Annotated in this window: 20 protein-coding genes; 5 read left to right on the top strand and 15 right to left on the bottom strand. The window is 63.9% G+C overall.

Features of this window, described 5'->3' with window-relative positions; translation table 11 throughout:
- Nucleotides 1-269 precede the first annotated feature (269 nt).
- Both mdtD and AB6809_RS20180 read right to left on the bottom strand, forming a co-directional pair.
- On the bottom strand, nt 270-1,730 hold the full coding sequence (mdtD, locus tag AB6809_RS20185; RefSeq protein ID WP_006050071.1) for a multidrug transporter subunit MdtD: 1,461 nt from the start codon (nt 1,728-1,730) through the stop codon (nt 270-272).
- Nucleotides 1,731-1,947: 217 nt separating this feature from the next.
- Nucleotides 1,948-3,357 (bottom strand): PLP-dependent aminotransferase family protein, encoded by a 1,410-nt coding sequence (locus tag AB6809_RS20180; RefSeq protein WP_029968077.1) that lies wholly within the window; start codon nt 3,355-3,357, stop codon nt 1,948-1,950.
- A gap of 173 nt (nt 3,358-3,530) precedes the next feature.
- On the opposite strand from AB6809_RS20180, the gene AB6809_RS20175 reads away from it, so the two are divergent.
- Entirely contained in the window at nt 3,531-3,848 is a 318-nt protein-coding gene (locus AB6809_RS20175; RefSeq protein WP_029968075.1) for a DUF2917 domain-containing protein, read from the top strand.
- 99 nt (nt 3,849-3,947) lie between these two features.
- Here the strand turns inward: AB6809_RS20175 and AB6809_RS20170 are convergent, their stop codons facing one another.
- The gene (locus tag AB6809_RS20170) at nt 3,948-5,174 is read right to left on the bottom strand and encodes a citrate synthase family protein (RefSeq protein WP_029968074.1); all 1,227 of its coding nucleotides are present in this window, start codon (nt 5,172-5,174) and stop codon (nt 3,948-3,950) included.
- A gap of 119 nt (nt 5,175-5,293) precedes the next feature.
- Here AB6809_RS20170 and AB6809_RS20165 point away from each other — a divergent pair, with 119 nt between their 5' ends.
- Nucleotides 5,294-6,703 (top strand): CoA transferase, encoded by a 1,410-nt coding sequence (locus tag AB6809_RS20165; protein ID WP_029968072.1) that lies wholly within the window; start codon nt 5,294-5,296, stop codon nt 6,701-6,703.
- 66 nt (nt 6,704-6,769) lie between these two features.
- On the opposite strand, the gene AB6809_RS20160 is transcribed toward AB6809_RS20165, so the two are convergent.
- Nucleotides 6,770-7,516: a GntR family transcriptional regulator gene (locus tag AB6809_RS20160; protein ID WP_006050077.1), complete on the bottom strand. Its 747-nt coding sequence runs from the start codon at nt 7,514-7,516 to the stop codon at nt 6,770-6,772.
- A 217-nt stretch (nt 7,517-7,733) separates the two neighbouring features.
- Between AB6809_RS20160 and AB6809_RS20155 the strand changes: the two genes are divergently transcribed.
- On the top strand, nt 7,734-8,579 hold the full coding sequence (locus tag AB6809_RS20155; RefSeq protein WP_029968070.1) for an aldo/keto reductase: 846 nt from the start codon (nt 7,734-7,736) through the stop codon (nt 8,577-8,579).
- A gap of 31 nt (nt 8,580-8,610) precedes the next feature.
- On the opposite strand, the gene AB6809_RS20150 is transcribed toward AB6809_RS20155, so the two are convergent.
- The 11 genes from AB6809_RS20150 to AB6809_RS20100 all read right to left on the bottom strand — a co-directional run bounded on the left by AB6809_RS20150 (nt 8,611) and on the right by AB6809_RS20100 (nt 21,280).
- The gene (locus AB6809_RS20150) at nt 8,611-9,093 is read right to left on the bottom strand and encodes a hypothetical protein (RefSeq protein ID WP_029968069.1); all 483 of its coding nucleotides are present in this window, start codon (nt 9,091-9,093) and stop codon (nt 8,611-8,613) included.
- Between the two features lie 116 nt (nt 9,094-9,209).
- Entirely contained in the window at nt 9,210-11,354 is a 2,145-nt protein-coding gene (locus AB6809_RS20145) for an ABC transporter ATP-binding protein (protein ID WP_035569892.1), read from the bottom strand.
- Nucleotides 11,351-12,220, bottom strand: a complete 870-nt coding sequence (locus tag AB6809_RS20140; protein WP_006050081.1) for an ABC transporter permease — start codon at nt 12,218-12,220, stop codon at nt 11,351-11,353. Before AB6809_RS20140 ends, AB6809_RS20145 begins: the two co-directional genes overlap by 4 nt.
- Nucleotides 12,217-13,224: an ABC transporter permease gene (locus AB6809_RS20135; RefSeq protein WP_029968064.1), complete on the bottom strand. Its 1,008-nt coding sequence runs from the start codon at nt 13,222-13,224 to the stop codon at nt 12,217-12,219. The genes AB6809_RS20140 and AB6809_RS20135 overlap by 4 nt, the downstream gene beginning before the upstream one ends.
- A gap of 59 nt (nt 13,225-13,283) precedes the next feature.
- Nucleotides 13,284-14,957 (bottom strand): ABC transporter substrate-binding protein, encoded by a 1,674-nt coding sequence (locus AB6809_RS20130; protein WP_029968062.1) that lies wholly within the window; start codon nt 14,955-14,957, stop codon nt 13,284-13,286.
- A gap of 369 nt (nt 14,958-15,326) precedes the next feature.
- The gene (locus AB6809_RS20125) at nt 15,327-16,355 is read right to left on the bottom strand and encodes a HoxN/HupN/NixA family nickel/cobalt transporter (RefSeq protein WP_029968060.1); all 1,029 of its coding nucleotides are present in this window, start codon (nt 16,353-16,355) and stop codon (nt 15,327-15,329) included.
- Nucleotides 16,356-16,373: 18 nt separating this feature from the next.
- Entirely contained in the window at nt 16,374-16,898 is a 525-nt protein-coding gene (locus tag AB6809_RS20120; RefSeq protein WP_006050085.1) for a cupin domain-containing protein, read from the bottom strand.
- A 196-nt stretch (nt 16,899-17,094) separates the two neighbouring features.
- Nucleotides 17,095-19,200: an elongation factor G gene (fusA, locus tag AB6809_RS20115; protein WP_006050086.1), complete on the bottom strand. Its 2,106-nt coding sequence runs from the start codon at nt 19,198-19,200 to the stop codon at nt 17,095-17,097.
- Nucleotides 19,201-19,454: 254 nt separating this feature from the next.
- Nucleotides 19,455-19,985, bottom strand: a complete 531-nt coding sequence (locus AB6809_RS20110) for a DUF192 domain-containing protein (RefSeq protein ID WP_006050087.1) — start codon at nt 19,983-19,985, stop codon at nt 19,455-19,457.
- Between the two features lie 144 nt (nt 19,986-20,129).
- Complete coding sequence (locus AB6809_RS20105; protein ID WP_027212290.1) at nt 20,130-20,324, bottom strand: hypothetical protein; 195 nt, start codon at nt 20,322-20,324, stop codon at nt 20,130-20,132.
- Nucleotides 20,325-20,710: 386 nt separating this feature from the next.
- Complete coding sequence (locus AB6809_RS20100) at nt 20,711-21,280, bottom strand: pseudouridine synthase (protein WP_029968059.1); 570 nt, start codon at nt 21,278-21,280, stop codon at nt 20,711-20,713.
- 339 nt (nt 21,281-21,619) lie between these two features.
- Between AB6809_RS20100 and icd the strand changes: the two genes are divergently transcribed.
- Complete coding sequence (gene icd / locus AB6809_RS20095; protein ID WP_006050089.1) at nt 21,620-22,876, top strand: NADP-dependent isocitrate dehydrogenase; 1,257 nt, start codon at nt 21,620-21,622, stop codon at nt 22,874-22,876.
- A gap of 251 nt (nt 22,877-23,127) precedes the next feature.
- Entirely contained in the window at nt 23,128-23,418 is a 291-nt protein-coding gene (locus tag AB6809_RS20090) for a DUF1330 domain-containing protein (protein ID WP_216649322.1), read from the top strand.
- The last annotated feature ends 144 nt before the right edge of the window (nt 23,419-23,562 follow it).

Genomic DNA, 23,562 nt, shown 5'->3' with positions numbered 1-23,562 from the left:
GAACCCCCAGCCACGAACCCCCAGCCACCAGCCACCAGCCACCAGCCTTCACCCCTCAGCGGCTAGCCTCCACCGTTCCACCTCCAGCCCCCAAGTCATCGAGCCGCCGAGCCATCAAGCCATCGAGCCATCGAGCCATCGAGCCATCGAGCCGCCGAGCCATCGAGCCATCAAGCCATCAAGCCATCAAGCCATCAAGCCATCGAGCCACTTCCGCCCGCATTCCAAGCGCAACCTTCCCACCAGCAAACCCCCACCAACCCCACCCCTCACGTCCGCTCCGACGGATCAGTTTTCCTGGCCGGCGTCCGGATATCCGGCGACAACTGCGCGAAAATCCACGCCGAACCCGCGGTGATAATCCCCACGCAAAGGAACGTCGCATGAAACGCGGGCAGCGAGTTGGCAGCCGTCACGCGCGGCAAGAGCCCGGTGAAGGTCGCCAGCAGCGCGCCGGCCACGGTGACGCCGAGGCTCATCGACAGCATCTGGACCAGCGAGAACAAACTGTTGCCGCTGCTTGCGCCGCCAGTGCCGAGATCCTTGAGCGTCAAGGTGTTCATCGCGGTGAACTGCATCGAGTTGACGCCGCCAAACAACGCCAGTTGCACGAGCCTCAGCCACAGCGGCTGTCCCGCGTTGGTCAGCGAGAAGCTGGCCATCGTCAGGCCGACGAGAACCGTGTTGACGATCAACACGCGACGATAGCTGTACCTGACGATCAGCTTCGTCACGAGCCGCTTCGACGCCATGCCGGCAGCAGCAACGGGCAGCATCATCATGCCGGCTTCGAATGCGCTGTAGCCGAGACTCACTTGCAGCAGCAGCGGAATCAGATAAGGCATCGCGCCGCTCCCGATCCGCGCGAACAGATTGCCGAGCAGTCCGACACTGAACGTGTGAATCTTGAACAGGTCGAGCGGAAAAATCGGCGCGGGCTCGCGCACCGCGTGCAAGCCATAGGCGACGAAGCAGGCCAGGCCCAGAATCAACAGCACCAGCACCGTTGCGTGTTGAATGCCGAATTCGGTGCGGCCATCGAGTGCAAACGAAATCGCCACCATGCCGACGACCAGCAGCAAATAGCCCTTGACGTCGAACCTGCCGACCTCTTCGTTGCGGCTGTCGGGCATGAAGATGAACGTGGCGATGCATCCTGCAATGCCAACGGGCACGTTGATCAAAAAGATCCAGTGCCACGACGCGATCTTGACGAGCCAGCCGCCCAGCGTCGGGCCGATCAATGGGCCAATCAGTCCGGGAATCGCGACGAACGACAGCGCCGGCAGATAGCGCTCTGCCGGAAAAGTCCGCAGCACGGCGAGCCGTCCGACCGGCAGCAACATCGCGCCGCCCACGCCTTGCACGATCCGGAAGATCACCAACTGGTTCAGCGTGTGAGCGTTCGCGCACAGCAACGAGCCGACCGCGAAAACCAGAATCGCGCTGAAGAACACGCGTCGCGTGCCCAGTTTGTCGGCGAGCCAGCCGGAGACCGGGATCATCACGGCCATCGTCAGCGAATAGGCGATCACGACGGACTGCATGCGCAACGGCAATTCGCCGAGGCTCGTCGCCATCGCCGGGAGGGCGGTGTTGACGATCGTCGAGTCGAGCGTCTGCATGAAAAAGCCGGTGGCGACGAGCCACAGCATGACCGTCAGCGAGCGGGCGGAAGGCGCGCTGGGCGCGACGGTCGAGGGAACGGGCTGGGTCGGCGGCGTGGACATGAAGTAGCGGCTTGGCGCTCAGAACGGGCAGGAACTCGCTATTCTAGGGAAAAGCCGCGGACGACACAGCGAGGGGTCGGGCCGCAGCACCGCGCGAGACGAGCGTGTTCGCATCTGCTGCCCGGTATCGTTTGGAGAATGCACCGACGCAGCACCGACGCAGCACGGCCGCGGTGCGGAGCCAGGCTCAGACATCCAGCGCGCAAGTCCGAGTCACTCACTTCAACTTCGCCGCCGCCCGAAAAAACGCCTGCGCACGCGGCTCGTTACCGAACGCCGCGTGAATTCGAATCCACGGACTCGGCTCCATACCCGGCCTGAAGTAACTGCCCGGCGCGACCGTCACGCCCAGCGGCGCGCCGCATTCCACCAGCCGCTCGGCATTGTCCACGTGCGGCACGCGCGCCCACAAAAATTTTCCGCCGACGGGCTTCTCGAACACTTCCCAGCCCTCATCCTCGAGTGTCTGGATTGTCGAGCCGAGCGCGTCACGCATACGGCGGCGCAGTCGTTCGAGATACTTACGATATGCGCCGCGCTCGAGCAGCGACGCCGTCACTGTTTCCGCGAAAAGCGAGCCGCCAATGCTCGTCAGCATCTTGATGTCGACGAGATCCTTGATGATCGCGTGACTCGCGACCACGCAGCCGATGCGCAACGACGACGACAGCGTCTTCGACAGTCCGCCGATGTAGATCACATGTTCGAGCTGATCGAGTGTGGCGAGGCGGTCGGTGACGTCGGTCTGAAAGTCGGCGTAGATATCGTCTTCGATGATCGTAAAGCCGTGCTCGCGCGCCAGTTGCAGCAGCCGGAACGCGACCGGCGGCGCGACCGTGGTCCCGGTCGGATTGTGGAACACGGTATTGATGAAGAACAGCTTGGGCCGGTGCTGCTTCAACTGCGCCTGCATGACGTCGAGATCCGGCCCGCTGCGCGCGCGTGGAATGCCGACGAGCCGCACGCCGTGCAGCTTCAGCAGGCCGTAGAGATTGTAGTAGCCGGGGTCTTCGACGAAGATCGTGTCGCCCGCCTTCAGCATGTAGCGCATCAGCAGATCGAACGCCTGACTCGCGCCGTTCGTGATCAGGATCTGCGACGTGTCAGCACGAATCCCGAGTTGCGCGATTCGCGCCTGCAAATGTTCCCGCAAGCTGAGGTTGCCGAGCGGCGTCGCGTAATCGACCATGCTCGCGGGATCGGTGCGCAGCACGTGCCGTATCGCCTGCGCGATGCTGTCCGTATCTCGCCACGGCTCGGGGATAAAGCCGCTGCCGAGCTTCAGCGTTTCGCCGGGATGATTGAACTGCTGCAGCAGATGGTCGGATTCTTCTTCGGCGCGGCGCGGGTCCGAGGTGCCGTCGCACTGCGCGCCGCCGGGCGGCCGGTCCGCCACATAGAAGCCCGAACCGTGGCGCGAGTCGATGTAACCGAGCGATACCAGCCGGTCATACGCCTCGATGACCGGAAAGCGGCTCACGCCGTAGTCGGCGGCGAACTGGCGGATCGACGGCAATTTCGAGCCCGGATGCGCGGTCCGTGAGCGAATCCAGGTGCTGACGCCCGCGACGATCTGCTCCGTCAGCGGTACGCCGTTGTCTCTATCAAGCTGAATCTCAAGTCGCATGTGCTTTCCTTCCCGGACAAGACGTGCGGTGCGGTTCAGGAGCTCACACACGCCAACTGTTCGGTTTTTCGACTGCACAGTTCCGATGAAACTGTTCGGAACTGTGCATGGGTATCCGATGATCGCACGACAATAATCGATACAACACAAAAGCCCTCTGAAGGAGAACGGCCATGCGTGAAGTGCGGATTTTTGAACTGGAACATGACGAGCCGGTGGCCGCGTGGCGCGTCGCGCGCCCGTCCACTTTCAAGGTGATCTCGGGTGAAATCTGGCTGACCGTCGAAGGTGACCGCGACGACTATTGGCTCGCCACCGGCGAATCGATCGATCTGCCGCGCGGGGCGGTCGCGTGGATCAGCGCGGGAGAGGCGGGTGCGCGCTTCGCGCTCGCCAGCGGCTCGGAACGTGGTGCGGAACGCGGCCCGGCGAGGCCGACGCGCGGTGCGGCGGTGCCGAGCTGGCTGCCGCGTTGGCTCGGCGCTATGTGAAGGAGCGGAGGGGAGCGTTTTGCGCGACAGTCGTTGCGTGAAGAGAGAAGGAGCCCGCCGGGCCGGCGCGTGAGTGCCCCGCCCGACGACAAGAAACGCTCAACTCTCCCCCACATACCTCGCCCGCGGCCGGATCAAGCCGCCGTCGCGCGCCTGTTCCATCGCATGCGCGATCCACCCGACGACACGCCCCACCGCAAACAACGTGAAAGCGGCGCCCACGGGCAAGCCAAGCACCCGCTCGATAGCCGCGAGCGCGAAGTCGACGGTCGGCTCAGCACCGGTCGTATCGCGGACCGCCCGCGCCAGCGCCTGCACCTCGCCGAGCGGCGAGCGCGCCGGCGCGCACTCGCGCAACAATTCCAGCAGGAGCCGCGCGCGCGGATCGCCTTGCGGATACAGCGGATGGCCGAAGCCGGACAGCACCGGCCCCTGCGCGCCGTGCTCATCGCGCGACAGACGAGTGGCCAGGTAACGATCGAGATCGGCGGCGCGCGACGCTTCTTCGAACAACGCCGCGATGCGCATTGTCTCGCCGCCGTGACGCGGGCCGGCCAGCGCGGCGAGACCGCCCGCCACCGCGCCGAACAGATGCGTGCCCGTCGACGTAATGCAGCGAACCGTGAACGTCGACGCATTCAGCTCATGGTCCGCGCACGCGACCAGCGCGGCGCGCAGCAGCGCCGCCTGCTGCCGGTTGCGGACCTGCCACGAGGACGCCAACTGTCGATGCAGCGGCGCATTCGAAGGCGCGGCCGAGATCATCGCGGCGGCCAGCAGCCGCATCACGGCGCACGCGTTGTCCAGTTGCGCATCGCGCCCGAGCGCCCAGACCCGCGGCATTTGCGCGGCCGCCGCGGGCAGCAGCACGAGCGCGCGATCGAGCGGCGTGCTGTCGCCCCACAGCTTCAGCCACGCGGCCCATTGAGCGGCGCCGAGCGGGACGGGCGGCGCATCGGCGATACGCGCCGCGCTGCACTCCCATAGCAACGCCGCAATATCTTCGAGCGATTCGGTGCGCGCAAGCTCCATCGCATCGCGTCCGCGATACAGCAGGCGACCATCGGCGACGAGCGTAATCGACGATTCCAGCACCGGTACGCCCCAATCCAGCACTTTCTGCGCGACTTTGCCCGCGCGCTTGCCGTCTTCCTTGCGCCGCGCGAGCCGCCGCACTTCGCGCGCGTCGTAGCGGCGATGCTTGCCTTGTGCATCCGGCGACGAACTCAGCAAGCCGCGGCTCACGTACGCATAAAGCGTGGTCACGCTGATGCCGAGTTCGGCGGCGGCTTCGGTGGCAGTCAAGGAATCGGGAGATGGGGACATGAGGATAGGCCGCACAACAACCAAACAAATCAATATACATTGATTATCACAATCAAGATTGATTCAAACAACCCACGCTCCTAGACTCATCCACATTCCTCGACCCGAATGTGAACGCCATGACCCCCGAACTCGCACTCGATCACATCTGGACGCTCGCACACTGCGAGCGAGCCGCGCTCCGCTCGGTTCACTTCACCGGCAGCGAGCCGGCCTTGCCGTCCGTGTTTCGTGTCGGCGCGCTGGCGTGCGCGACCATCGCCGCGACGGGGCTGGCAGCGGCTGAATATCATCGGTTGCGCACGGGACGCGGGCAGCGCGTCAGCGTGGACATGCGCCGCGCGCTGGCTTCGTTTCGCAGCGAACGTTATCTGCGAATCGACGGTGGTCCGCCGCCCGCGCTGCGCGATCCTGTGACGGGTTTTTATGAGACGCGCGACGGCCGCTGGATTCAATTGCACACGAACTTCGCGCATCATCTGGCGGGCGTATTGAAAGTGCTCGGCTGCGAGAACGATCGCGCGGCGGTCGCATCGGCGATACGTGGATGGGATGGCTCGGCGCTCGACCAGACGCTCGCCGACGCCGGCCTGTGCGCGGCGTTGATTCGCACGCCGCAAGAGTGGGCCGCGCTCGATCAGGCAAAGGCAATCGCGAGTCTGCCGCTCTTCGAAATAGAGCGAATCGGCGATGCCCCGCCGGAACTCGCGACGCGGCATGCGTCGCCGTCGGTGAATGCGGGCAGCCGGCCGCTGTCGGGTGTGCGCGTGCTGGACCTGTCGCGCATCATCGCCGGTCCGGTCGGTGGGCGCGCGCTCGCGCAGCATGGCGCCGAAGTGTTGATGATCAACGGCCCGCATCTGCCGAACATTGCGCCGCTCGTCATCGACAACGGCCGCGGCAAGCGCTCGGCCGTGCTCGATCTGCGCGATGCGGCAGGCCGCGAAACGCTGCGCGGCTTGACACGCGATGCCGATGTCTTTCTACAGGCGTATCGCCCCGGCGCACTGGCGGCGCGCGGATTCGGTCCCGACGATGCAGCGCGTCTGCGGCCCGGCATCGTCTACGTGTCGGTGTGCGCGTATGGATACGAAGGGCCGTGGGCGTCGCGGCGCGGGTTTGACAGCCTCGTGCAGTCCGCGAGCGGCATCGCGGCGACGGAGCAGCGCGCGGCGGCATCCGCGGAGCCGAGGCATCTGCCGTGTCAGGCGCTCGATCACGCGACCGGCTATCTCGCCGCGTTCGGCGCGATGGCCGCGTTGGCGCGGCGCGCTACCGAAGGCGGTAGCTGGCATGTGAAGGTGTCGCTCGCACAGACGGGCCGCTGGCTGCAATCGTTCGGTGAGATTCCCGACGGCTGGCAGGCGCCTGAGCTCACGCTTGACGACGTACGCGACTGCGTCGATACCGTGCAGTCCGGGTTTGGCCGCGTGCAGGCTGTGCAGCCGGCCGAGCAGCTCGACGAGACGCCGGCTTTCCTTGCGCTGCCACCCGCGCCGATCGGCACGCACGAGGCGAAGTGGGTTTGATGCGTTGATGCGGCCGCATCACGACGGCCGCATCGAAGAAAGCTTGCACGGCAAACTCCCAACCACCTACTTACGCAACTCCGCCACAAAATCGTAGTAATCGTTACGGCAATAAGTGTCGGTCAGTTCAATAGCGCGCTGATCCGCCGTATAGCCCACACGAGTGATCAACAGCAGCGCCTCATTCGGCGCGATGCTCATTTGCTGCGCGATTTCCTCGCTCGCATTCACCGCGCGGAAATGCTGCAACGCGCGGACGATGGTCAGCCCGCGGTTCTCCAGGTACGTATAAAGCGAATCGCCGATGGCCTGCGGATCGGGAATCACCGCAGCCGGAAAGGTCGAGTTCTCGACGGCCATCACGATGCCGTCCGCGAGACGCAAGCGCCGCAGACGCGTCACCGCCGCAGCCGGCGACAGCCCGAGCTGGATCACTTCATCGCGATTGGCCGGCAGGATCTCACGCGACAGCCACTGCGAACTCGGCGTAAAACCCCGCCGCCGCAGCATTTCGCTGAAGCTCGACAGACGCGACAGCGGGTCTTCGTAGCGTGGCGTGATAAAACTGCCGGCGCCCTGCGTGCGTCGAATCAAACCTTGTTCGACGAGCAACGCGATGGCCTTGCGCGACGTGATTCGCGAAACGCCAAGCGCCTCCGAGAGCACACGCTCCGAAGGCAGCGCTTCGCCCGCGTTCCAGCGATTCTCGTGAATCGCGGCGCCGAGCTTGCGGGCAAGTTGCAGGTAGAGCGGTGTGTCGTTTTCCGGGTCCGGGCGCAGATCGCGCCAGCGGTCTTCCGAGGCAGAGGTCATGGGGCTTACGCTAGAAGGGCGAGGAGCAATTCTAAGACATCGGCGCGCGACGTTATAGCGGGCTTTTGCCTGGTCATCGGTCGGATCGCGGCGTAGCCGCTAAACTCGTCGATGCGTCGTCGATACGAATCGAGCAGCAGCGCCGTGCGCCGGGTCTGTGTTTCGCGCCGTCGCATGGTCGGACATTCAGCCATAGTCAGTCACTTCAGGAGCCAGCATGACGAGCGACATCGCAAGCGTGAGCCTGCCCGACGGCGAGCGCATCCCGAAACTCGGGCAGGGCACATGGGAGATGGGCGAGCAGCCGGCGCGCCGCGCGGCTGAGATCGACGCGCTGCGATGCGGCGTCGAGCTCGGCATGACGCTGATCGATACCGCCGAAATGTACGGCGACGGCGCAACCGAATCGCTGCTCGGCGAAGCGCTTGCAGGACTGCGCGACCAGGTGTTCCTTGTCAGCAAGGTGTATCCGCATAACGCGAGCCGGCGCGGCGTGATTGCGGCGTGCGAACGCAGCCTCAAACGTCTGAACACGGATCGGCTCGATCTGTATCTGCTGCACTGGCGCGGCTCGGTGCCGCTCGCGGAGACGGTCGCGGCATTCGAGGCGCTGCGCGAAGCCGGCAAGATCCGCCACTGGGGCGTGAGCAACTTCGATACCGACGACATGGAAGAACTCGTGGCCACGCCCGGCGGCGAGTCGTGCGCGACGAACCAGATTCTGTATAACGTCGCGCGGCGCGGGCCGGAGTTCGACCTGCTGCCCTGGCTCGCCGCGCGCAATATGCCGGCCATGGCCTACAGTCCCGTCGATCACGCGCGTCTGCCGCGCCGCTCGCCGCTCGACGATATTGCGAGCGCGCGCGGCGTCTCGGTGTTCCAGGTGGCGCTTGCCTGGGTGCTGCAACAGCCGGGCGTGTTCGCGATTCCGAAGGCGGGCCGCGTCGAGCACGTGCGCGACAACTATCGCGCGCTCGAATTGCGGCTCGACGCAGAGGAGCTTGCCGCCATCGACGGCTACTTCAAGCCGCCGCGCGGCAAGCGCGCGCTGGAAATGCTCTGAGCGTCGCGCTCACCGCAGGGGCAGTGCGTCGTCAATTGCAGCTGTGATGCATGTGCACTGAGCCCAGCACCGCGACTTCGGCGGGCGTGTGCTTGAGCGACTCGTCGTTGACCTGGCCCGCGTCCGTGACGAATTCCTCGACGATCGACGACACCGGCGCATTGCGCAGACACAGCGACACGCGCTGCGTTTCGTTGGCCGGCAAGGACGTGCGCTGACCGAGGAACAACACGCCGTACTGATAGCCGTGGATGATGCCGCGAATCGCGCCGACACACTGGCCCTGCGCGACGTTATCGTTCTTCTGCTTGCAGGTCTGCGCGAGCGAGTACGCGGAGAAGCTGGGATCGACAGGCGGCGCGGCCTGCGACAACGTGGGCGACAGTGGCTGCGCGGCCGGCGCCGGCTTTTGCGCGCCGGTCTGCGCATGCGCGAGCGAGGCGAGACTCAAAGCGGCGGCCGCGGCAAGGCCGGCGACCGCACGCGCCGCGTAGCGGGGGACGTTTCGTTGCATGTTGTGATGCCCTCATATCGAACGTTGAATTGATATGAGGCAATCGCGGCGCTTTGGTTCCAGGCACGCGCGGCCGGCGCATCTATTGCGATGGGTCGCGTCCGGCGTTTCTTGCGTTAGACGGTTGGCGCATCGTCGGGAATGTCGTTGACCTCGTCGCGCGGGGCGGCTTGCAGCATGCGCAATTGATCGACGGGAATATGGCAGCGGATCAGGTGCTTGCCTTCGGTGGTTTCGGTGCCGCCGCTTGCGTCCGCAAAAGGCGGGTCCTGCTGCTCGCAGATCGCGCCCAGCTTGCGCGGGCAGCGCGTATGAAACACACAACCCGACGGCGGAGATGCGGCGCTCGGCAAATCGCCTGAAAGCCGAATGCGGGTTTTACGCGCGTGGGCATCGAGTGTCGGTACTGACGACAGCAGCGCTTCCGTATAAGGATGCTGCGGTCCGTCGAACACGGCTGCAGCCGGCCCGATTTCGAGCAGCCTGCCGAGATACAACACGGCGATACGATCGGACAGATAGCGCACGACGTGCAGATCGTGCGAAATGAACACGTAGCTGACGCCGCGCTCGCGCTGCAAATCGGCGAGCAGATTGAGAATCGCGGCCTGCACGGAGACGTCGAGCGCGGAAGTCGGCTCGTCGCAGACCACCACGCGCGGCTCGCCCGCGAATGCGCGCGCAATCGCCACGCGCTGCTTGAGTCCGCCGGAAAGCTGGCGCGTGCGCGAGCCGAGATAGCGCTCCGGCAAACGCACGGCGGCGGTCAGCGTGGCAAGCCGTTCGTCGATGGCGGCGCCGCGCAGCGCGCCAAGACGCGACAACGCGCGGCCTATCAGACGCTTGACCGAATGCGCGCGATTCAACGCCGAGTCGGGATTCTGGAACACGATCTGCAGCGACTTGACCTGCTCGTCGTTGCGTCGCGTGACGCGCGCGGCGAGCGGCGCGCCGTCGAGTTCGAGCACGCTGCCGGCGTCGGGCGTGAGCAGGCCGAGCATCAGCTTCGCAAGCGTCGTCTTGCCGCTGCCCGATTCGCCGACGAGGCCGAGCGTCTCGCCGGCTGCGAGATCGAGCGATACGTTGTCGACCGCGCGCAACCCGCCGCCCGATACATGGAAAGTCTTCGACAGATTTTCGGCCCGCAGCACGAGCGCACGCGGCTCGTTGCCGCTCATCGCGCGATGGTCCGCGGGCAACGCTTGCGCGCTTGCGCGCGGCAACTCGATCGCGCGCTCGTGATAATGGCAACGCGACATCTGATCGCCATGCGCTGCGCTCACGCGATACGGCGGCGGCGCTTCGCGGCGGCAGCGGTCGTCGGCGAGACGGCAACGCTCGGCATAGATGCAGCCTTGCGTGACCGACCCCGGCGACGGCAAGCCGCCCGCAATCGTATCGAGCCGCTCGCTGTCCTTGCTGCGCCCCGCCGTGGGCAGGCAGCGCAACAAGCCCACCGTGTACGGATGACGCGGCCGCGTGAAGACATCTTCGGTCGCGCCTTCCTCGACCAGCTTGCCCGCGTAAAGCACGCCGACGCGCTCACACATGCGTCCGATCACGGCGAGGTTATGGCTGATGAACAGCACGGCCGTGCCCAGCTCCGCGCGCAGTTGCGCGACGAGGTCGAGCACTTCGGCTTCGACCGTGGCGTCGAGCCCCGTGGTCGGTTCGTCGAGAATCAGCAGCGCCGGGTTGGAAGCGAGCGCCATCGCGATCACCACGCGCTGCTGCATGCCGCCCGACAATTGATGAGGATAGCTGGCCATCACCCGCTCGGGCGACGCAATGCGCACCCGTTGCAACATCTCGAGCGAGCGCTGCAATGCTTCTTCGCGCGCGAGACCGGCGGCTTCGAATGCTTCGGACACTTGCCGCGCAATCGTGAGCGACGGATTCAACGCGCGGCCGGGGTCCTGATAGACCATCGAAATCGTATTGGCGCGCAGCGCCCGCAATGCATCGGCATCGAGCTTGTTCACCTCGGCGCCCGCGATCGCGATCTTGCCCGCCTTCACTTTGCCGTTGCGCGGCAGATAGCGCAGCGCCGCCATCGCGACGGTCGACTTGCCGCAGCCCGATTCGCCGACGAGCCCATACGCTTCGCCGCGCCGCACGCGAAACGACACGTCCTGCAGCACTTCGCGATCGCGTCCGCGCATCCGGTACGTGACCGTCAGGCCGACGACGGTCAGCGCATCCGTGCGATCGCTCTTCGAGACGTCGAAGGCGGGGAACGAGGAGGGCGGCGGTCCGTTCATCGGTCGAGTACACCTTGTACGCCGTCGGCGATCAGATTCACGCCGACGACGAGCGACGCAATCGCGGCGGCCGCGAACACGACGGTCCACCATGCGCCGCCCGCCATCAGCGTGTACGACTCGGAGAGGGCGAGGCCCCAGTCGGCGGACGGCGGCTGAATGCCGAAGCCGAGAAACGACAGCGTGGCCACCGCGAAGATCGCGTAGCCGAGCCGCACGGTCGCCTCGACGATGATGGGCGGCAGCACGTTCGGCAAGATCTCCGCGAACATGATGTACGGCGCGCGTTCGCCGCGTAGTTGGGCGGCGGCCACGTAGTCGAGATGGCGCTCGGCGAACACGGCGGCGCGCACGGTGCGCGCGGTGATCGGCGCGAACGTGATGCCGATCACGAGTATTACCGTGAAGTTCGACGCGCCCACCGCGGCAAGCGCGAGCAACGCGACGATCACGAGCGGCAGCGCGAGAATGGCGTCGATCGCGCGGCCTACCACGTTGTCGACCCAGCCGTCGAAGTAGCCGACCACGAGACCGAGCGCGGTGCCCGTCGCCGTGCCGAGCAGCGTCGCGAGCGGCGCAATCGTGAGAATGTCGCGCGCGCCGACGATCACACGCGAGAACACATCGCGGCCCAGTTGATCCGTACCGAACCAGTGCGTGTGGTCAGGCGGCATCAGCGAGTTGAGCGGGTCGGACGCGTAGGGATCGACGGGCACAAACCACGGCCCGGCGATCGCGCAAACAATCCACCATACGACGATGACGAGGCCGACGACGAACGTCGGCGAGCGCAGCAGCACGCGCAACGGGTCGAAGCGCGGCTCGCTCGCGGCGCGCGGCGCGGCCGGTGGAACGATCGTGCTCATTCGGCGCTCCTCACGCGCAAGCGCGGATTGAGCAGCACGTGCAACGCATCCGCGATCAGATTGGCGGCGGTGTACACCACGCCGATGGTCAGTACGCCGGCTTCGAGCATGGGGAAGTCTTTGGCCTTCGCGGCGTTGTAGATCAGCGAGCCGATGCCCGGATAGCGGAACAGCGTCTCCACCACGACAAGTCCGCCGATCATGTAGCCGAGCTGAGTTGCGGCCACGGTGATGGTCGGCAGCAGCGCATTGCGCAGCACATGCCGCCAGATCACGACATGACGCGGCAAGCCCTTCAATATCGCGGTGCGCGTGTAGTCGGCGTCGAGTGCTTCGACGGTGCCGGCGCGCGCCATCCGCGCGATGTAGCCGAAGAACACCAGCACGAGCGGCAGGATCGGCAGGATCAGGTAACGCAACTGTTCGAGCGCGCCGGCATCGGGCGGATACGACGCCTCGATAGGCAGCCAGCGCAGCCACACGCCGAACACGAGAATCAGCACGATCGACGAGACGAACTCGGGCACCACCGTTGCCGACAAGCCCGCGATGCTGATCGTGCGATCGAGCCAGCGTCCCGCGTGCATGGCGGACCACACGCCGCCCGCAATGCCGAGCGGCACGACGACGATGAACGCGAGCAAGCCGAGCTTCGCGGAATGCGCGAGCGCATCGGCGATGAACGGTCCCACCGGCTCGCGATACGCGTACGAAAGCCCCATGTCGCCGCGCAGAAAATGCGTGATCCAGTCGACGTATTGCGTCATCAGCGGACGGTCGGCGCCGAGTTGATGATTGAGCGCGGCGACCGCGCGCGCGTCGGCGAGCGGACCGAGCACCGCGCGGCCGATGTCGCCGGGCAACAGTTGGCCGCCCGCAAACACGATCATCGACAACAGCCACAGCGTGATCAACGAGAGGCCGACGCGCGTCGCCAGAAAACGCACGACGCGCCCGGCGTTGCCGTTCGGCGCGGAAGCGGAGGGATTTGCAGTGGTCGACATAGTGAACGGCTGACCAGTCAAAGGCGGCGCGCGAGTAAAACGCTCAGACGCTGGGACGCTCAGGCGCTCAGCACCGCGCGGTCGAAATAAAGCTGCGCGAGCGCGGTGAAACGCACGCCGTTCACGCCCTTGCGCATCGCGATCAGTTGATCGTAGAAGAATGGAATGATGATCGGCGTTTCGTCGAGCAACAAGGTCTGAATCTGCCCGGAGATTTTCTTCTGCGAGGCGAGGTCGACAGCCGCGACGAACTGCGCGACCAGTTGATCGTATTGCGGATTCTTAAAGTGCGCGGCATTCCATGTGCCGCCGCTCGTGAGCGGCGCGTTCAGAAACACATTCGGCACGCCGCGATGACCGTAGTCGGTGATGCCGAGCGGCGAGTCGAGCCAGTCCGATTTGCCCGGCGTACCCGCGCCGTAATACAACGACTGGCTCTCGACTTTCAGGTTGATGCGCACGCCGATCGCCTTCGCCGCGTTCTGCACGACGACCGCGAGATCGGGAATCTCCATGTACTTTTCGGTGGTCAGCGTGACGTCGAAGCCGTTGGGCACGCCCGCTTGCGCGAGCAGCTGCTTGGCCTTCGCGACGTCGATCCTGCGCTGCGGCACGCCCGCATCCGACGAAGGAAACACCGGCGCGAACGGACTGTCGTTGCCGAGTTGCGCGCGGCCCTTGAAGAGGCCGCGCACCAGCACGTCGCGATCGAGCGACAACGCGAGCGCCTGGCGCACGCGCTTGTCCTTGAAGAGCGGATTGTCGTTGCGCATATGAATCTGCCGATGCGCGCTCGACTTGACGCCCACTGCCTTGTAGTCGGGGTTGTTCAGAATGGCCGCGCCGCCCTGCACGGTGAACGTGCCCATCACATCGGCCTGATGGCCTTGCAGCGCGAGCAGTTGCGCCTGCTGGTCCGCGTAAAACGAAAACTGTACCCGTTGCGGTAACGCTTTTTCGCCCCAGTAATCGGGGTTGCGCACGAACGACGCGCCGACCTTCGCCTGATACTTCTCGAGCTTGAACGGACCGGTGCCGATGAAGCTCTTTTCATAACCGCCCGCGTAATTCGCCGGCAGGATCACTGCGTTGTAATTGTCCGAGGAAACGTAGTAGGGGAAGTTGCCGTTCGGTGCGTCGAGGTGGAAAGCGACCGTGTGGTCGTCGACCGCCTTTGCGCCGCCTTTGGACAGCACGCCCTTTAGCACCGACAGCGCCGCCGAGCCGCTTGCCGGATCGGCGAGACGGTCGAACGTGGCGACCACGTCTTTCGCGGTGAACGGCTGGCCGTCGTGGAACTTCACGTTCTCGCGCAGCTTGAAGGTCCACACATCGCCCTTGTCGTTCGGCTTCCACGACAACGCGAGCGCCGGCTTCAGCATGAGCTTTTCGCCGTCGTCGTCGATCAGGAATTCGCCGGTCTGGTTCAGCAGCGCGAGGCTCGCCGCGTCCGTCACCGTGAGCGGATCGACTGCGCCGGCGGGCGTCAGATGCGCAACGCGAATCGTCTGATTCGACGGCGTGCCGGGTTTCGCGCTGCCCTGTGCCGATGCGCGCGGCGCGTCGAGCACGCCGCCGCCCACGAGCGACAAGCCGATCACGCTCGCATAGCGCAGCAGTTCGCGGCGCGTGATGCGGCCGGCGCGGAATTCGTCGATGGCGTGATTGCCGTAGGCGTCGGCGGTGCGGCGGGCGAGGTCGAGAGCGGGAAATCGGTCAGCGGGAGTCTTCATCGTTGGAATGTCCAGTCCGTTCGGTTGCCGGTTCTGAGAAGCCGCGCCGGATGCGCGGCAGGTTGACTGCGCATGGGCGCTGTTTCGGCGATGCAAGGCCGTTTCAGTTTAAGCGATTGCTCGCGGATTGGAGCGCTCGCGTCGGCGTGAGATCCGCGATCGGCGGATAAAAAGGGCCGGTGTGTGTCGTGATGACAACGGTTGCGATGGCTTCACGGGGCATCGCGCGGAAGCCGCGCGTCCCTGCTGCGGGCTGCGCGCGTGGACTTCGATTGCCATTGGCGGCGCTATAGCGAACGAACCGGCAACGGAGCTATGAAGAGCTTGAACGCTCGAGCGCTGTTGAACGCTCGAGCGCGGTTCATCGACTCACCGCGCTGCGACGTCCCGCCGCCGCCAGCGGTGAAACAGCACCGAGCCGATCCAGCACGCCATGAACGCGGCGACGATTCCGTAGCCGAGCACACCGAACTGCTCGTTGACGCTCGCCGCCGCATCCCACACGCCGCCACTGAGCCCGAGTTTGTCCGACAGCAGTCCCAACGCTTCGACGCCGCCAATCACAATCGCGATGACCGCCGACACGAACGTAATGCTCGCGTTGTAGTAGAGCTTGCGCTTCGGGTCGTCCATCGCCCAGCCGTATGCGTGGACCATCAGCACGTTATCCGTCGAATCGACGAGCGTCATGCCCGCGGTGAAGAGCGCGGGGAACACGAGGATCGAATACAGCGGCAAGCCCTTGCCGGCTTCGGACGCGGCGATCGCGAGCAGACCGATCTCGGTGGCGGTGTCGAAGCCGAGGCCGAACAGCACGCCGACAGGGTACATATGCCAGCTTTTCGTCACGAGCCGGAACAGCGGCCGCAGCGCGCGCGATAGAAGACCGCCGGGCGCGCCTGCATCGGCACGATCGAACGCGATCACAGCGGCTTCGCCGTCGCGTTGCACATGACGATAGCGGCGCCATACATCGCGCAGAATCACGAGATTCACAGCCGCGAGCACGAGCAGAAACGTCGCCGAAACAAGCGTGCCGATCGTGCCGCCCACGGCCTTGAAGGTCTCGAAGCGGCCGTGCAGCGAATGCGCGGTCCACGCTATGCCGAGCGTCGCCAGAATCACGATGGTCGAATGTCCCAGCGAAAACGCGAGACCCACGCCAAGCGGGCGCTTGCCGGTCTGCATCAGCTTGCGTGTGACGGCGTCGATGGCGGCGATGTGGTCCGCGTCGACCGCATGGCGCAGACCGAATCCATACGCGAGCAAGGCCGTGCCGATGAGCAGCGGATAGTGGCGGAACGCGATCAACGCCCACGCCCAGGCGGCGAGATTGGCGGCGATCAGAACGGCGTACAGCGTGAGAAGGCGAGGGCGCAGCGAAGCGGTCGGCGTCATGAGTCGCGTGAGAGTGGATTAGTGATCGTGCGGATGTTTGTGAATCGGATCGACCCAGTACACCGTTTCGGGCTGCTCGACGGCGTCGATGTTCAGGTTGACCACCACCGCTTCGTTGTCGCTGCGCACGAGCACGCATTCGAGCGGATCGTCGGTGCTCGCATTGATCTCCTGATGCGGCACATACGGCGGCACGAAGATGAAGTCGCCGGGGCCGGCTTCGGCGGTGAACTCGAGATGCTCGCCCCAGCGCATGCGCGCCTGGCCGCGCACCACGTAGATCACGCTTTCGAGCGCGCCGTGATGATGCGCGCCGGTCTTCGCATTTGGATGAATCGTCACGGTGCCGGCCCAGATTTTCTGTGCACCGACGCGCGCCGCATTGATCGCGGCGGCGCGATTCATGCCGGGCGTCTGCGCCGTGTTGGTGTCGAGCTGATCGCCCCTGATGACCTTGACGCCATGCTCGCGCCAATCGACAGGCGCCGGCTGCGGCGCGTCTTTCTCGTCGTTGTAATGCGGATGTTCGTGATCCTGGCTCATCGCGTGTCTCCTCGTGGCTTGGGAGGCGGGGCGAGCTTCGCGGCCCCGTCCGGCATTTTTACACGTTAAAAAAGCTGCGCGTCGCGTGAGTGCGCTCACGAGCTTATTCGATCGACGAAAAAAAGCCCGTCCACGAGGGACGGGCTTCGCCTGCTTTGCCTTGCAGAACCCAGGCCGCTTTCACCGGCGCACAGGCTTACTTGTGCTTCGCGTTGATGACGGCTTCCGCGACGTTGTTCGGCGTTTCGGCGTAGTGCTTGAACTCCATCGTGTAGGTCGCGCGGCCTTGTGTCGCCGAACGCAGCGATGTCGAATAGCCGAACATTTCCGCGAGCGGCACCTCCGCGCGCACGAGCTTGCCGCCGCCGCCCGCGATGTCTTCCATGCCTTGCACCATTCCGCGACGGCTCGACAGATCGCCCATCACGTTGCCCATGAAGTCTTCGGGCGTTTCGACTTCGACGGCCATCATCGGTTCGAGCAGCACGGGCTTGGCCTTGCGCATGGCTTCCTTGAACGCCATCGAGCCGGCCATGCGGAACGCGTTTTCATTCGAGTCGACGTCGTGGTACGAACCGAAGGTCAGCGTCACCTTGACGTCGACCACCGGATAGCCCGCGAGCACGCCGGCCTTCAGCGTTTCCTGGATGCCCTTGTCGACGGCCGGAATGTATTCGCGCGGAATCACGCCGCCCTTGATCGCGTCGACGAATTCGTAGCCCTTGCCCTGCGGCGCGGGCTCGAGCGTGATGACCGCGTGGCCATACTGGCCGCGGCCGCCCGACTGCTTGACGAACTTGCCTTCGACGTCCTCGACCTTATTGCGCACGGTCTCGCGATACGCAACCTGCGGCTTGCCGACCGTTGCCTCGACACCGAACTCGCGCTTCATCCGGTCGACGAGAATTTCCAGGTGCAGCTCGCCCATGCCGGAGATGATCGTCTGACCGGATTCCTCGTCCGTTTGCACGCGGAACGACGGGTCTTCCTGCGCAAGACGATTGAGCGCGATGCCCATCTTTTCCTGGTCGACCTTGGTCTTCGGCTCCACGGCCTGCGAGATCACCGGCTCGGGGAAGATCATCTTTTCGAGGATGATCACGTTGTTCGGATCGCACAGCGTGTCGCCGGTCGTCGCTTCCTTCAGGCCGACTGCCGCGGCGATGTCGCCTGCGTAGACTTCCTTGATTTCCTTGCGCTCGTTTGCGTGCATCTGCAGGATCCGGCCGAGGCGCTCCTTCTTTTCCTTGATCGCGTTGTAGACGGTGTCGCCCGAATTCACGACGCCCGAGTACACGCGGAAGAAAATCAGCTGGCCGACGAACGGGTCGGTCATGATCTTGAAGGCGAGCGCCGAGAACGGATCGGTGTCGTTCGGATGACGCTCGATTTCGTTGTCGTGCTCGTCGTGACCGGTGATCGCGGGCACGTCGACCGGCGACGGCAGGTAGTCGATCACCGCGTCGAGCATGGCCTGCACGCCCTTGTTCTTGAACGCGCTGCCGCACAGCATCGGCACGATTTCATTGGCGATGCAGCGTGTGCGGATGCCGTGCTTGATTTCGTCTTCGGTCAGCGTGTCGCCGCCCAGATATTTTTCCAGCAGTTCCTCGCTCGCTTCGGCGGCGGCTTCGACCATCTTGTCGTGCCATTCCTTCGCCGTCGCCGCGAGTTCCGCCGGGATATCGCGGTACTCGAACTTGATGCCCTGGTTCTCTTCGTCCCAGAAGATCGCCTTCATCTTGACGAGATCGACCACGCCCTGGAAGTGCTCTTCCGCGCCGATCGGAATCTGGATGGGCACGGCGATACCTTTCAGGCGGTCGCCGATCTGACGCTGCACGCGGAAAAAGTCCGCGCCGACGCGGTCCATCTTGTTGACGAACGCGATGCGCGGCACCTTGTACTTGTTCGCCTGACGCCAGACGGTTTCCGATTGCGGCTGCACGCCGCCGACCGAGTCGTAGACCATGCAGGCGCCGTCGAGCACGCGCATGGAGCGCTCGACTTCGATCGTGAAGTCGACGTGCCCCGGCGTGTCGATGATGTTGATCCGATGCTCGGGATAGTTGCCGGCCATGCCCTTCCAGAAGGCGGTGGTGGCCGCCGACGTGATCGTGATGCCGCGCTCCTGCTCCTGTTCCATCCAGTCCATCGTCGCCGCACCGTCGTGAACCTCGCCGATCTTGTGGGTCACGCCGGTGTAGAACAGGATGCGTTCAGTGGTGGTGGTTTTGCCGGCATCGATGTGAGCGCTGATGCCGATATTCCGGTAGCGCTCGATGGGAGTCTTGCGGGGCACGTGAACCTCCTTGGAATAGCGCGCCTGAAACGCTTGCCGGGCGGCAGTCTGTGCCGCCCGAACCGCGGGATTGCTGCGTTGCTAAGACTACTAGGATAGCGCGTCGGCCCGTCTTTTGCAGGAATCTTGCCAGGTGTGGCTGTGGCGTGGCTGGCGGTGTGGCTGGCGGCGCGCGGAGCGTAAAAACGACAAAAGCCGGTGCCTTATGAACAGGCACCGGCTTTGCGGTGAGCGAGGCGACGTTGGGGGCGGTTTTACTGCGCCGCCGGAAGCCCCTGGATCTTCATGCCAGGCTTGATCCCTTTCGACGTGAACCAGCCCTTGCTCATCTCGAGCGCGTACACGCCGTTGTTCTTCGGGCAGTGGTTATTCGTCGTCTCGGCCTGCATTTCGTCGATGTCGGTCACGGTGCCGTCCGCGCGAATGAACGCGATCGACAACGGAATCAGCGTGTTTTTCATCCAGAAGCAATGCACGGCGTTTTCATTGAAGACGAACAGCATGCCTTCGTTGGGCGCGAGGCTCGTGCGGTACATCAGGCCCTGCTCGCGGTCGGCGTCGTTGGCGGCGACGGCCGCGTCGATCACGAACATGCCCGCGGTCAGCTTCGCGCGCGGAAATTCGCCTGGCTGTTTTGCGCCAGAGGGCATTTGCTGCGCGTGAGCAGGCAGTGCATTCAGAGCCGAAAACGACAGGGCCGCGAACGGCAGGATCGCGGCAACGGCGAGACGTGCCATGAAAGGTGTCATGAAGCGCGCCATCAACGAGCGCAGGGGAAATCGCACGGCGTGACTCCTTGCTGAGATTAACCGGGGAATGTTACGCGAGCGCGTCAAAAACAAAAAGGCAGATCGCCTTGCGGTGATCTGCCTTTCAACGCCGTAAGAACGGCAATGAAGCGAGTTCTTGACTGCGTTTTTACGACAAACTTACTCCGAAGCTGCCGAAGCGGCTGCTGCTGCAGCTGCCTTCTTGTGCGACTTCTTGTGAGCGTGCTTCGTGGTCTTCTTTGCCGACGAAGCTGCTGCTGCCGGAGCTGCCGAAGCTGCTGCCGGTGCCGAAGCTTGTGCGAATGCTGCCGTTGCGAAAAGGCCAGCGACCAGAGCGGCGATCAGTTTGTTCATTTTGAAAATCCTCAGCTTGAGTTAATTAACCAAATGACCCGGTTATGTTTGAGTCATGTCGGTAAACGTGCCATCCACCTTTCGGTTGACAGCGCATCGAACAAATTTTCGACGCGTCTGCCGAGCGCTCAGACTGCCCGCACGGACCGCACAAGCGGCTTGTACAAAGGCTCTTAAGGCTGAATGCCGGACAGCTTCGGGCGGCATCTGCGTCGAATAACGCGTGAGCTTGCGCACCGGTTGACGTCAATTTTGCGGAAAATTTCAGCACGCGACATTGAGGTGAACCAGGCTTCGCGCCATGCATGCGCGAGCCGCTGTTTCACGGCTTTTTCATTAGCTGGTTTCACGCGCGATTTTGTTCGCGCATACAACGAGTTAGCGAATCAGGCGACGCCTTCCCAAGGCGCGTTGTGCGGCAACTCGACGCTCTCGCCCGGTTGCAGGCCGAGCGAAAAAATATCCAGCGCGCCGATGCCGACGCGCACGAGACGCAGCGTCGGAAAGCCGACCGCGGCCGTCATGCGGCGCACCTGGCGGTTCTTGCCTTCGGTGATGGACAACTCGATCCATGTCGTCGGAATCGCGGCGCGATAGCGAATGGGCGGCGTGCGCGTCCATAGCGTGTCGCCTGGCTCGACGTACTCGGCGCGACACGGCTTCGTCACGTAATCGCCGAGATCGACGCCACGCGCGAGCTTCTTCAGCGCGGCCGAATCCACCGCGCCTTCCACTTGCGCCCAATAGCGCTTGACGAGCTTGTGACGCGGCTCGGCGATGCGCGCTTGCAGCGCGCCGTCGTCGGTGAGAAGCAGCAGGCCCTCGCTGTCCGAATCGAGACGGCCCGCCGGATACACGCCCGGCACCTTGACCCAGTCGGCGAGCGACGCGCGCGTTTCGTGCGCGGAAAACTGGCAGATGGTGCCGAACGGCTTGTTCAGAGCGATGAGGCGCATAGGAAGGTGATGATGTCGTGCGGCGCCTGCCGCAGCAGCATGAGGCGCGACGCGGGGCCGCAGGAGCGATGCCTGTGGCGAATGGCGGGATAATAATGCATAGGGCGCGGCGGGGCGGCTGCGCTCATCGACGAGATGGACAAGACAACAGACGGACGCGGTGCTTTATTCCAGTCTGCATGTTGGAAAACCCCGAGCCGCGGCGGCCTCGATGCCGCGGCCGTGTGGGCTAGAATAACGGCCAGGCCGCGTGCGCGCGTCCGGCATTGCGCGTAGCGAGGAGCATCGTCTTGGCAGTCTCCCATCAGCTTGCAGCACAGCCTTCACTGGAGTCCGATCATGCCGTATCAGCACATCAAGGTTCCGACCGGTGGTGACAAGATCACCGTCAATGCGGATTTCTCGCTCAACGTTTCGGATCAGCCGATCATTCCGTATATCGAAGGCGACGGCACCGGCCTCGACATCACGCCGGTCATGATCAAGGTCGTGGACGCAGCGGTCGAGAAGGCTTACGCGGGCAAGAAGAAAATCCACTGGATGGAGATCTACGCGGGCGAGAAATCGACGCGAGTGTACGGGCCGGACGTGTGGCTGCCTGAAGAAACGCTACAGGTGCTGAAGGAATATGTGGTGTCGATCAAGGGACCGCTCACCACGCCCGTCGGCGGCGGCATCCGTTCGCTGAACGTCGCGCTGCGTCAGGAACTCGATTTGTACGTATGCCTGCGTCCGGTGCAGTATTTCAAGGGCGTGCCATCGCCGGTGCGTGAGCCGGAAAAGACCAACATGGTGATCTTCCGCGAGAACTCCGAAGACATCTACGCGGGCATCGAATGGCCGGCCGAGTCCGAGCAGGCAAAGAAGGTCATCAAGTTCCTGCAGGAAGAGATGGGCGTGAAGAAAATCCGCTTCCCGGATACGTCGGGCATCGGCATCAAGCCGGTCTCGCGCGAGGGCACGGAGCGTCTCGTGCGCAAGGCGATTCAGTATGCGATCGACAATGACCGCCGCTCGGTCACGCTCGTGCACAAGGGCAACATCATGAAGTACACGGAAGGCGCGTTCCGTGACTATGGTTATGCGCTCGCGCAGAAGGAGTTCAACGCGGAGCTGATCGACGGCGGTCCGTGGATGAAGGTCAAGAATCCGAAGACGGGCGGCGACATCGTCGTCAAGGATGTAATCGCCGACGCTTTCCTGCAGCAGATTCTGTTGCGCCCCGCCGAATACGACGTGATCGCCACGCTCAATCTGAACGGCGATTACGTGTCTGACGCGCTGGCCGCGCAAGTGGGCGGCATCGGCATCGCGCCGGGCGCGAACATGTCGGATTCGGTCGCGATGTTCGAGGCCACTCACGGTACGGCGCCCAAGTACGCGGGCAAAGACTACGTGAATCCGGGCTCGGAAATTCTCTCGGCGGAAATGATGCTGCGCCATCTCGGCTGGCTCGAGGCGGCGGATCTGATTATCAAGTCGATGGAAACGTCGATTCTGCAAAAGCGCGTCACGTACGACTTCGCGCGTTTGATGGAAGGCGCGACGCAGGTGTCATGTTCGGGGTTCGGGCAGGTGATGATCGAGAATATGTAGTCCGGCTTTCGGGACGCGCGGCAACGTCCCGTCAGGTCGATAAAAACCCAGCTAATGCGAACGATTAGCTGGGTTTTTTATTTCATGTTCATTTGCGCGGCGCGCCAACACGGATTATTAGTGCGGCTCGAATTGTCTTGTTCTTCGCGACGGCTTTATCGGCGGCATTGACGCGGGCACAGTGCGAGGCTCGGGCTGCGCACAGTGGGCAGCCGTCAACCACAGGAATATCACACGTGCCAAAAGGTTATTTGATCGCACACGTCAACATCACCGACGCAAACGCTTACGCCATCTATTCAAAAGCCGCAGGCGAAGCGATAGCGAGCTTCGCCGCGAAACACGTCGCGCCAAAGGTCATCGCAGTTTCTGGCCGACACGAACATGTGGAGGGCGAGACGCACACGAAGCACATGGTTATCGAATTCGATTCGTTCGCTGACGCGAAGGCGTTCTATGAGAGCCCGGAATATCAGGCGGCGAAAGTTTTGCGCGCAGGGGCGGCGAGCGGGAATTTTGTTTTGGTGGAGGGAACGGCTTAGGTAGTGTGTTGAGCAGCGCTTTAACCAACAACGGAAAGGCGAGGTCGATTGAAAAATAAACTCCGGAAAGTGAATTAACACTTCTTAAGCTCTCGCACATCCCGACTCGTTCGTTTTGTCGCTTGCCGATGATAAAGTTCAGAC

Source organism: Paraburkholderia sp. RCC_158 (assembly GCF_041355255.1).
GTDB classification, from domain to species: domain Bacteria; phylum Pseudomonadota; class Gammaproteobacteria; order Burkholderiales; family Burkholderiaceae; genus Paraburkholderia; species Paraburkholderia graminis.
Note: the sequence above shows the minus strand (reverse complement) of the source record. Positions and strands in the feature narration are given on the sequence as shown.

Coding starts and splice junctions, on each gene's coding strand:
- AB6809_RS20170 (WP_029968074.1), bottom strand. CDS start 5,174: ATGTCCCCATCTCCCGATTCCTTGACTGCCACCGAAGCCGCCGCCGAA.
- AB6809_RS20140 (WP_006050081.1), bottom strand. CDS start 12,220: ATGAGCACGATCGTTCCACCGGCCGCGCCGCGCGCCGCGAGCGAGCCG.
- AB6809_RS20150 (WP_029968069.1), bottom strand. CDS start 9,093: ATGCAACGAAACGTCCCCCGCTACGCGGCGCGTGCGGTCGCCGGCCTT.
- AB6809_RS20100 (WP_029968059.1), bottom strand. CDS start 21,280: ATGCGCCTCATCGCTCTGAACAAGCCGTTCGGCACCATCTGCCAGTTT.
- AB6809_RS20175 (WP_029968075.1), top strand. CDS start 3,531: ATGCGTGAAGTGCGGATTTTTGAACTGGAACATGACGAGCCGGTGGCC.
- AB6809_RS20135 (WP_029968064.1), bottom strand. CDS start 13,224: ATGTCGACCACTGCAAATCCCTCCGCTTCCGCGCCGAACGGCAACGCC.
- AB6809_RS20155 (WP_029968070.1), top strand. CDS start 7,734: ATGACGAGCGACATCGCAAGCGTGAGCCTGCCCGACGGCGAGCGCATC.
- AB6809_RS20130 (WP_029968062.1), bottom strand. CDS start 14,957: ATGAAGACTCCCGCTGACCGATTTCCCGCTCTCGACCTCGCCCGCCGC.
- icd (WP_006050089.1), top strand. CDS start 21,620: ATGCCGTATCAGCACATCAAGGTTCCGACCGGTGGTGACAAGATCACC.
- AB6809_RS20160 (WP_006050077.1), bottom strand. CDS start 7,516: ATGACCTCTGCCTCGGAAGACCGCTGGCGCGATCTGCGCCCGGACCCG.
- AB6809_RS20125 (WP_029968060.1), bottom strand. CDS start 16,355: ATGACGCCGACCGCTTCGCTGCGCCCTCGCCTTCTCACGCTGTACGCC.
- AB6809_RS20105 (WP_027212290.1), bottom strand. CDS start 20,324: ATGAACAAACTGATCGCCGCTCTGGTCGCTGGCCTTTTCGCAACGGCA.
- AB6809_RS20180 (WP_029968077.1), bottom strand. CDS start 3,357: ATGCGACTTGAGATTCAGCTTGATAGAGACAACGGCGTACCGCTGACG.
- AB6809_RS20145 (WP_035569892.1), bottom strand. CDS start 11,354: ATGAACGGACCGCCGCCCTCCTCGTTCCCCGCCTTCGACGTCTCGAAG.
- AB6809_RS20120 (WP_006050085.1), bottom strand. CDS start 16,898: ATGAGCCAGGATCACGAACATCCGCATTACAACGACGAGAAAGACGCG.
- AB6809_RS20165 (WP_029968072.1), top strand. CDS start 5,294: ATGACCCCCGAACTCGCACTCGATCACATCTGGACGCTCGCACACTGC.
- mdtD (WP_006050071.1), bottom strand. CDS start 1,730: ATGTCCACGCCGCCGACCCAGCCCGTTCCCTCGACCGTCGCGCCCAGC.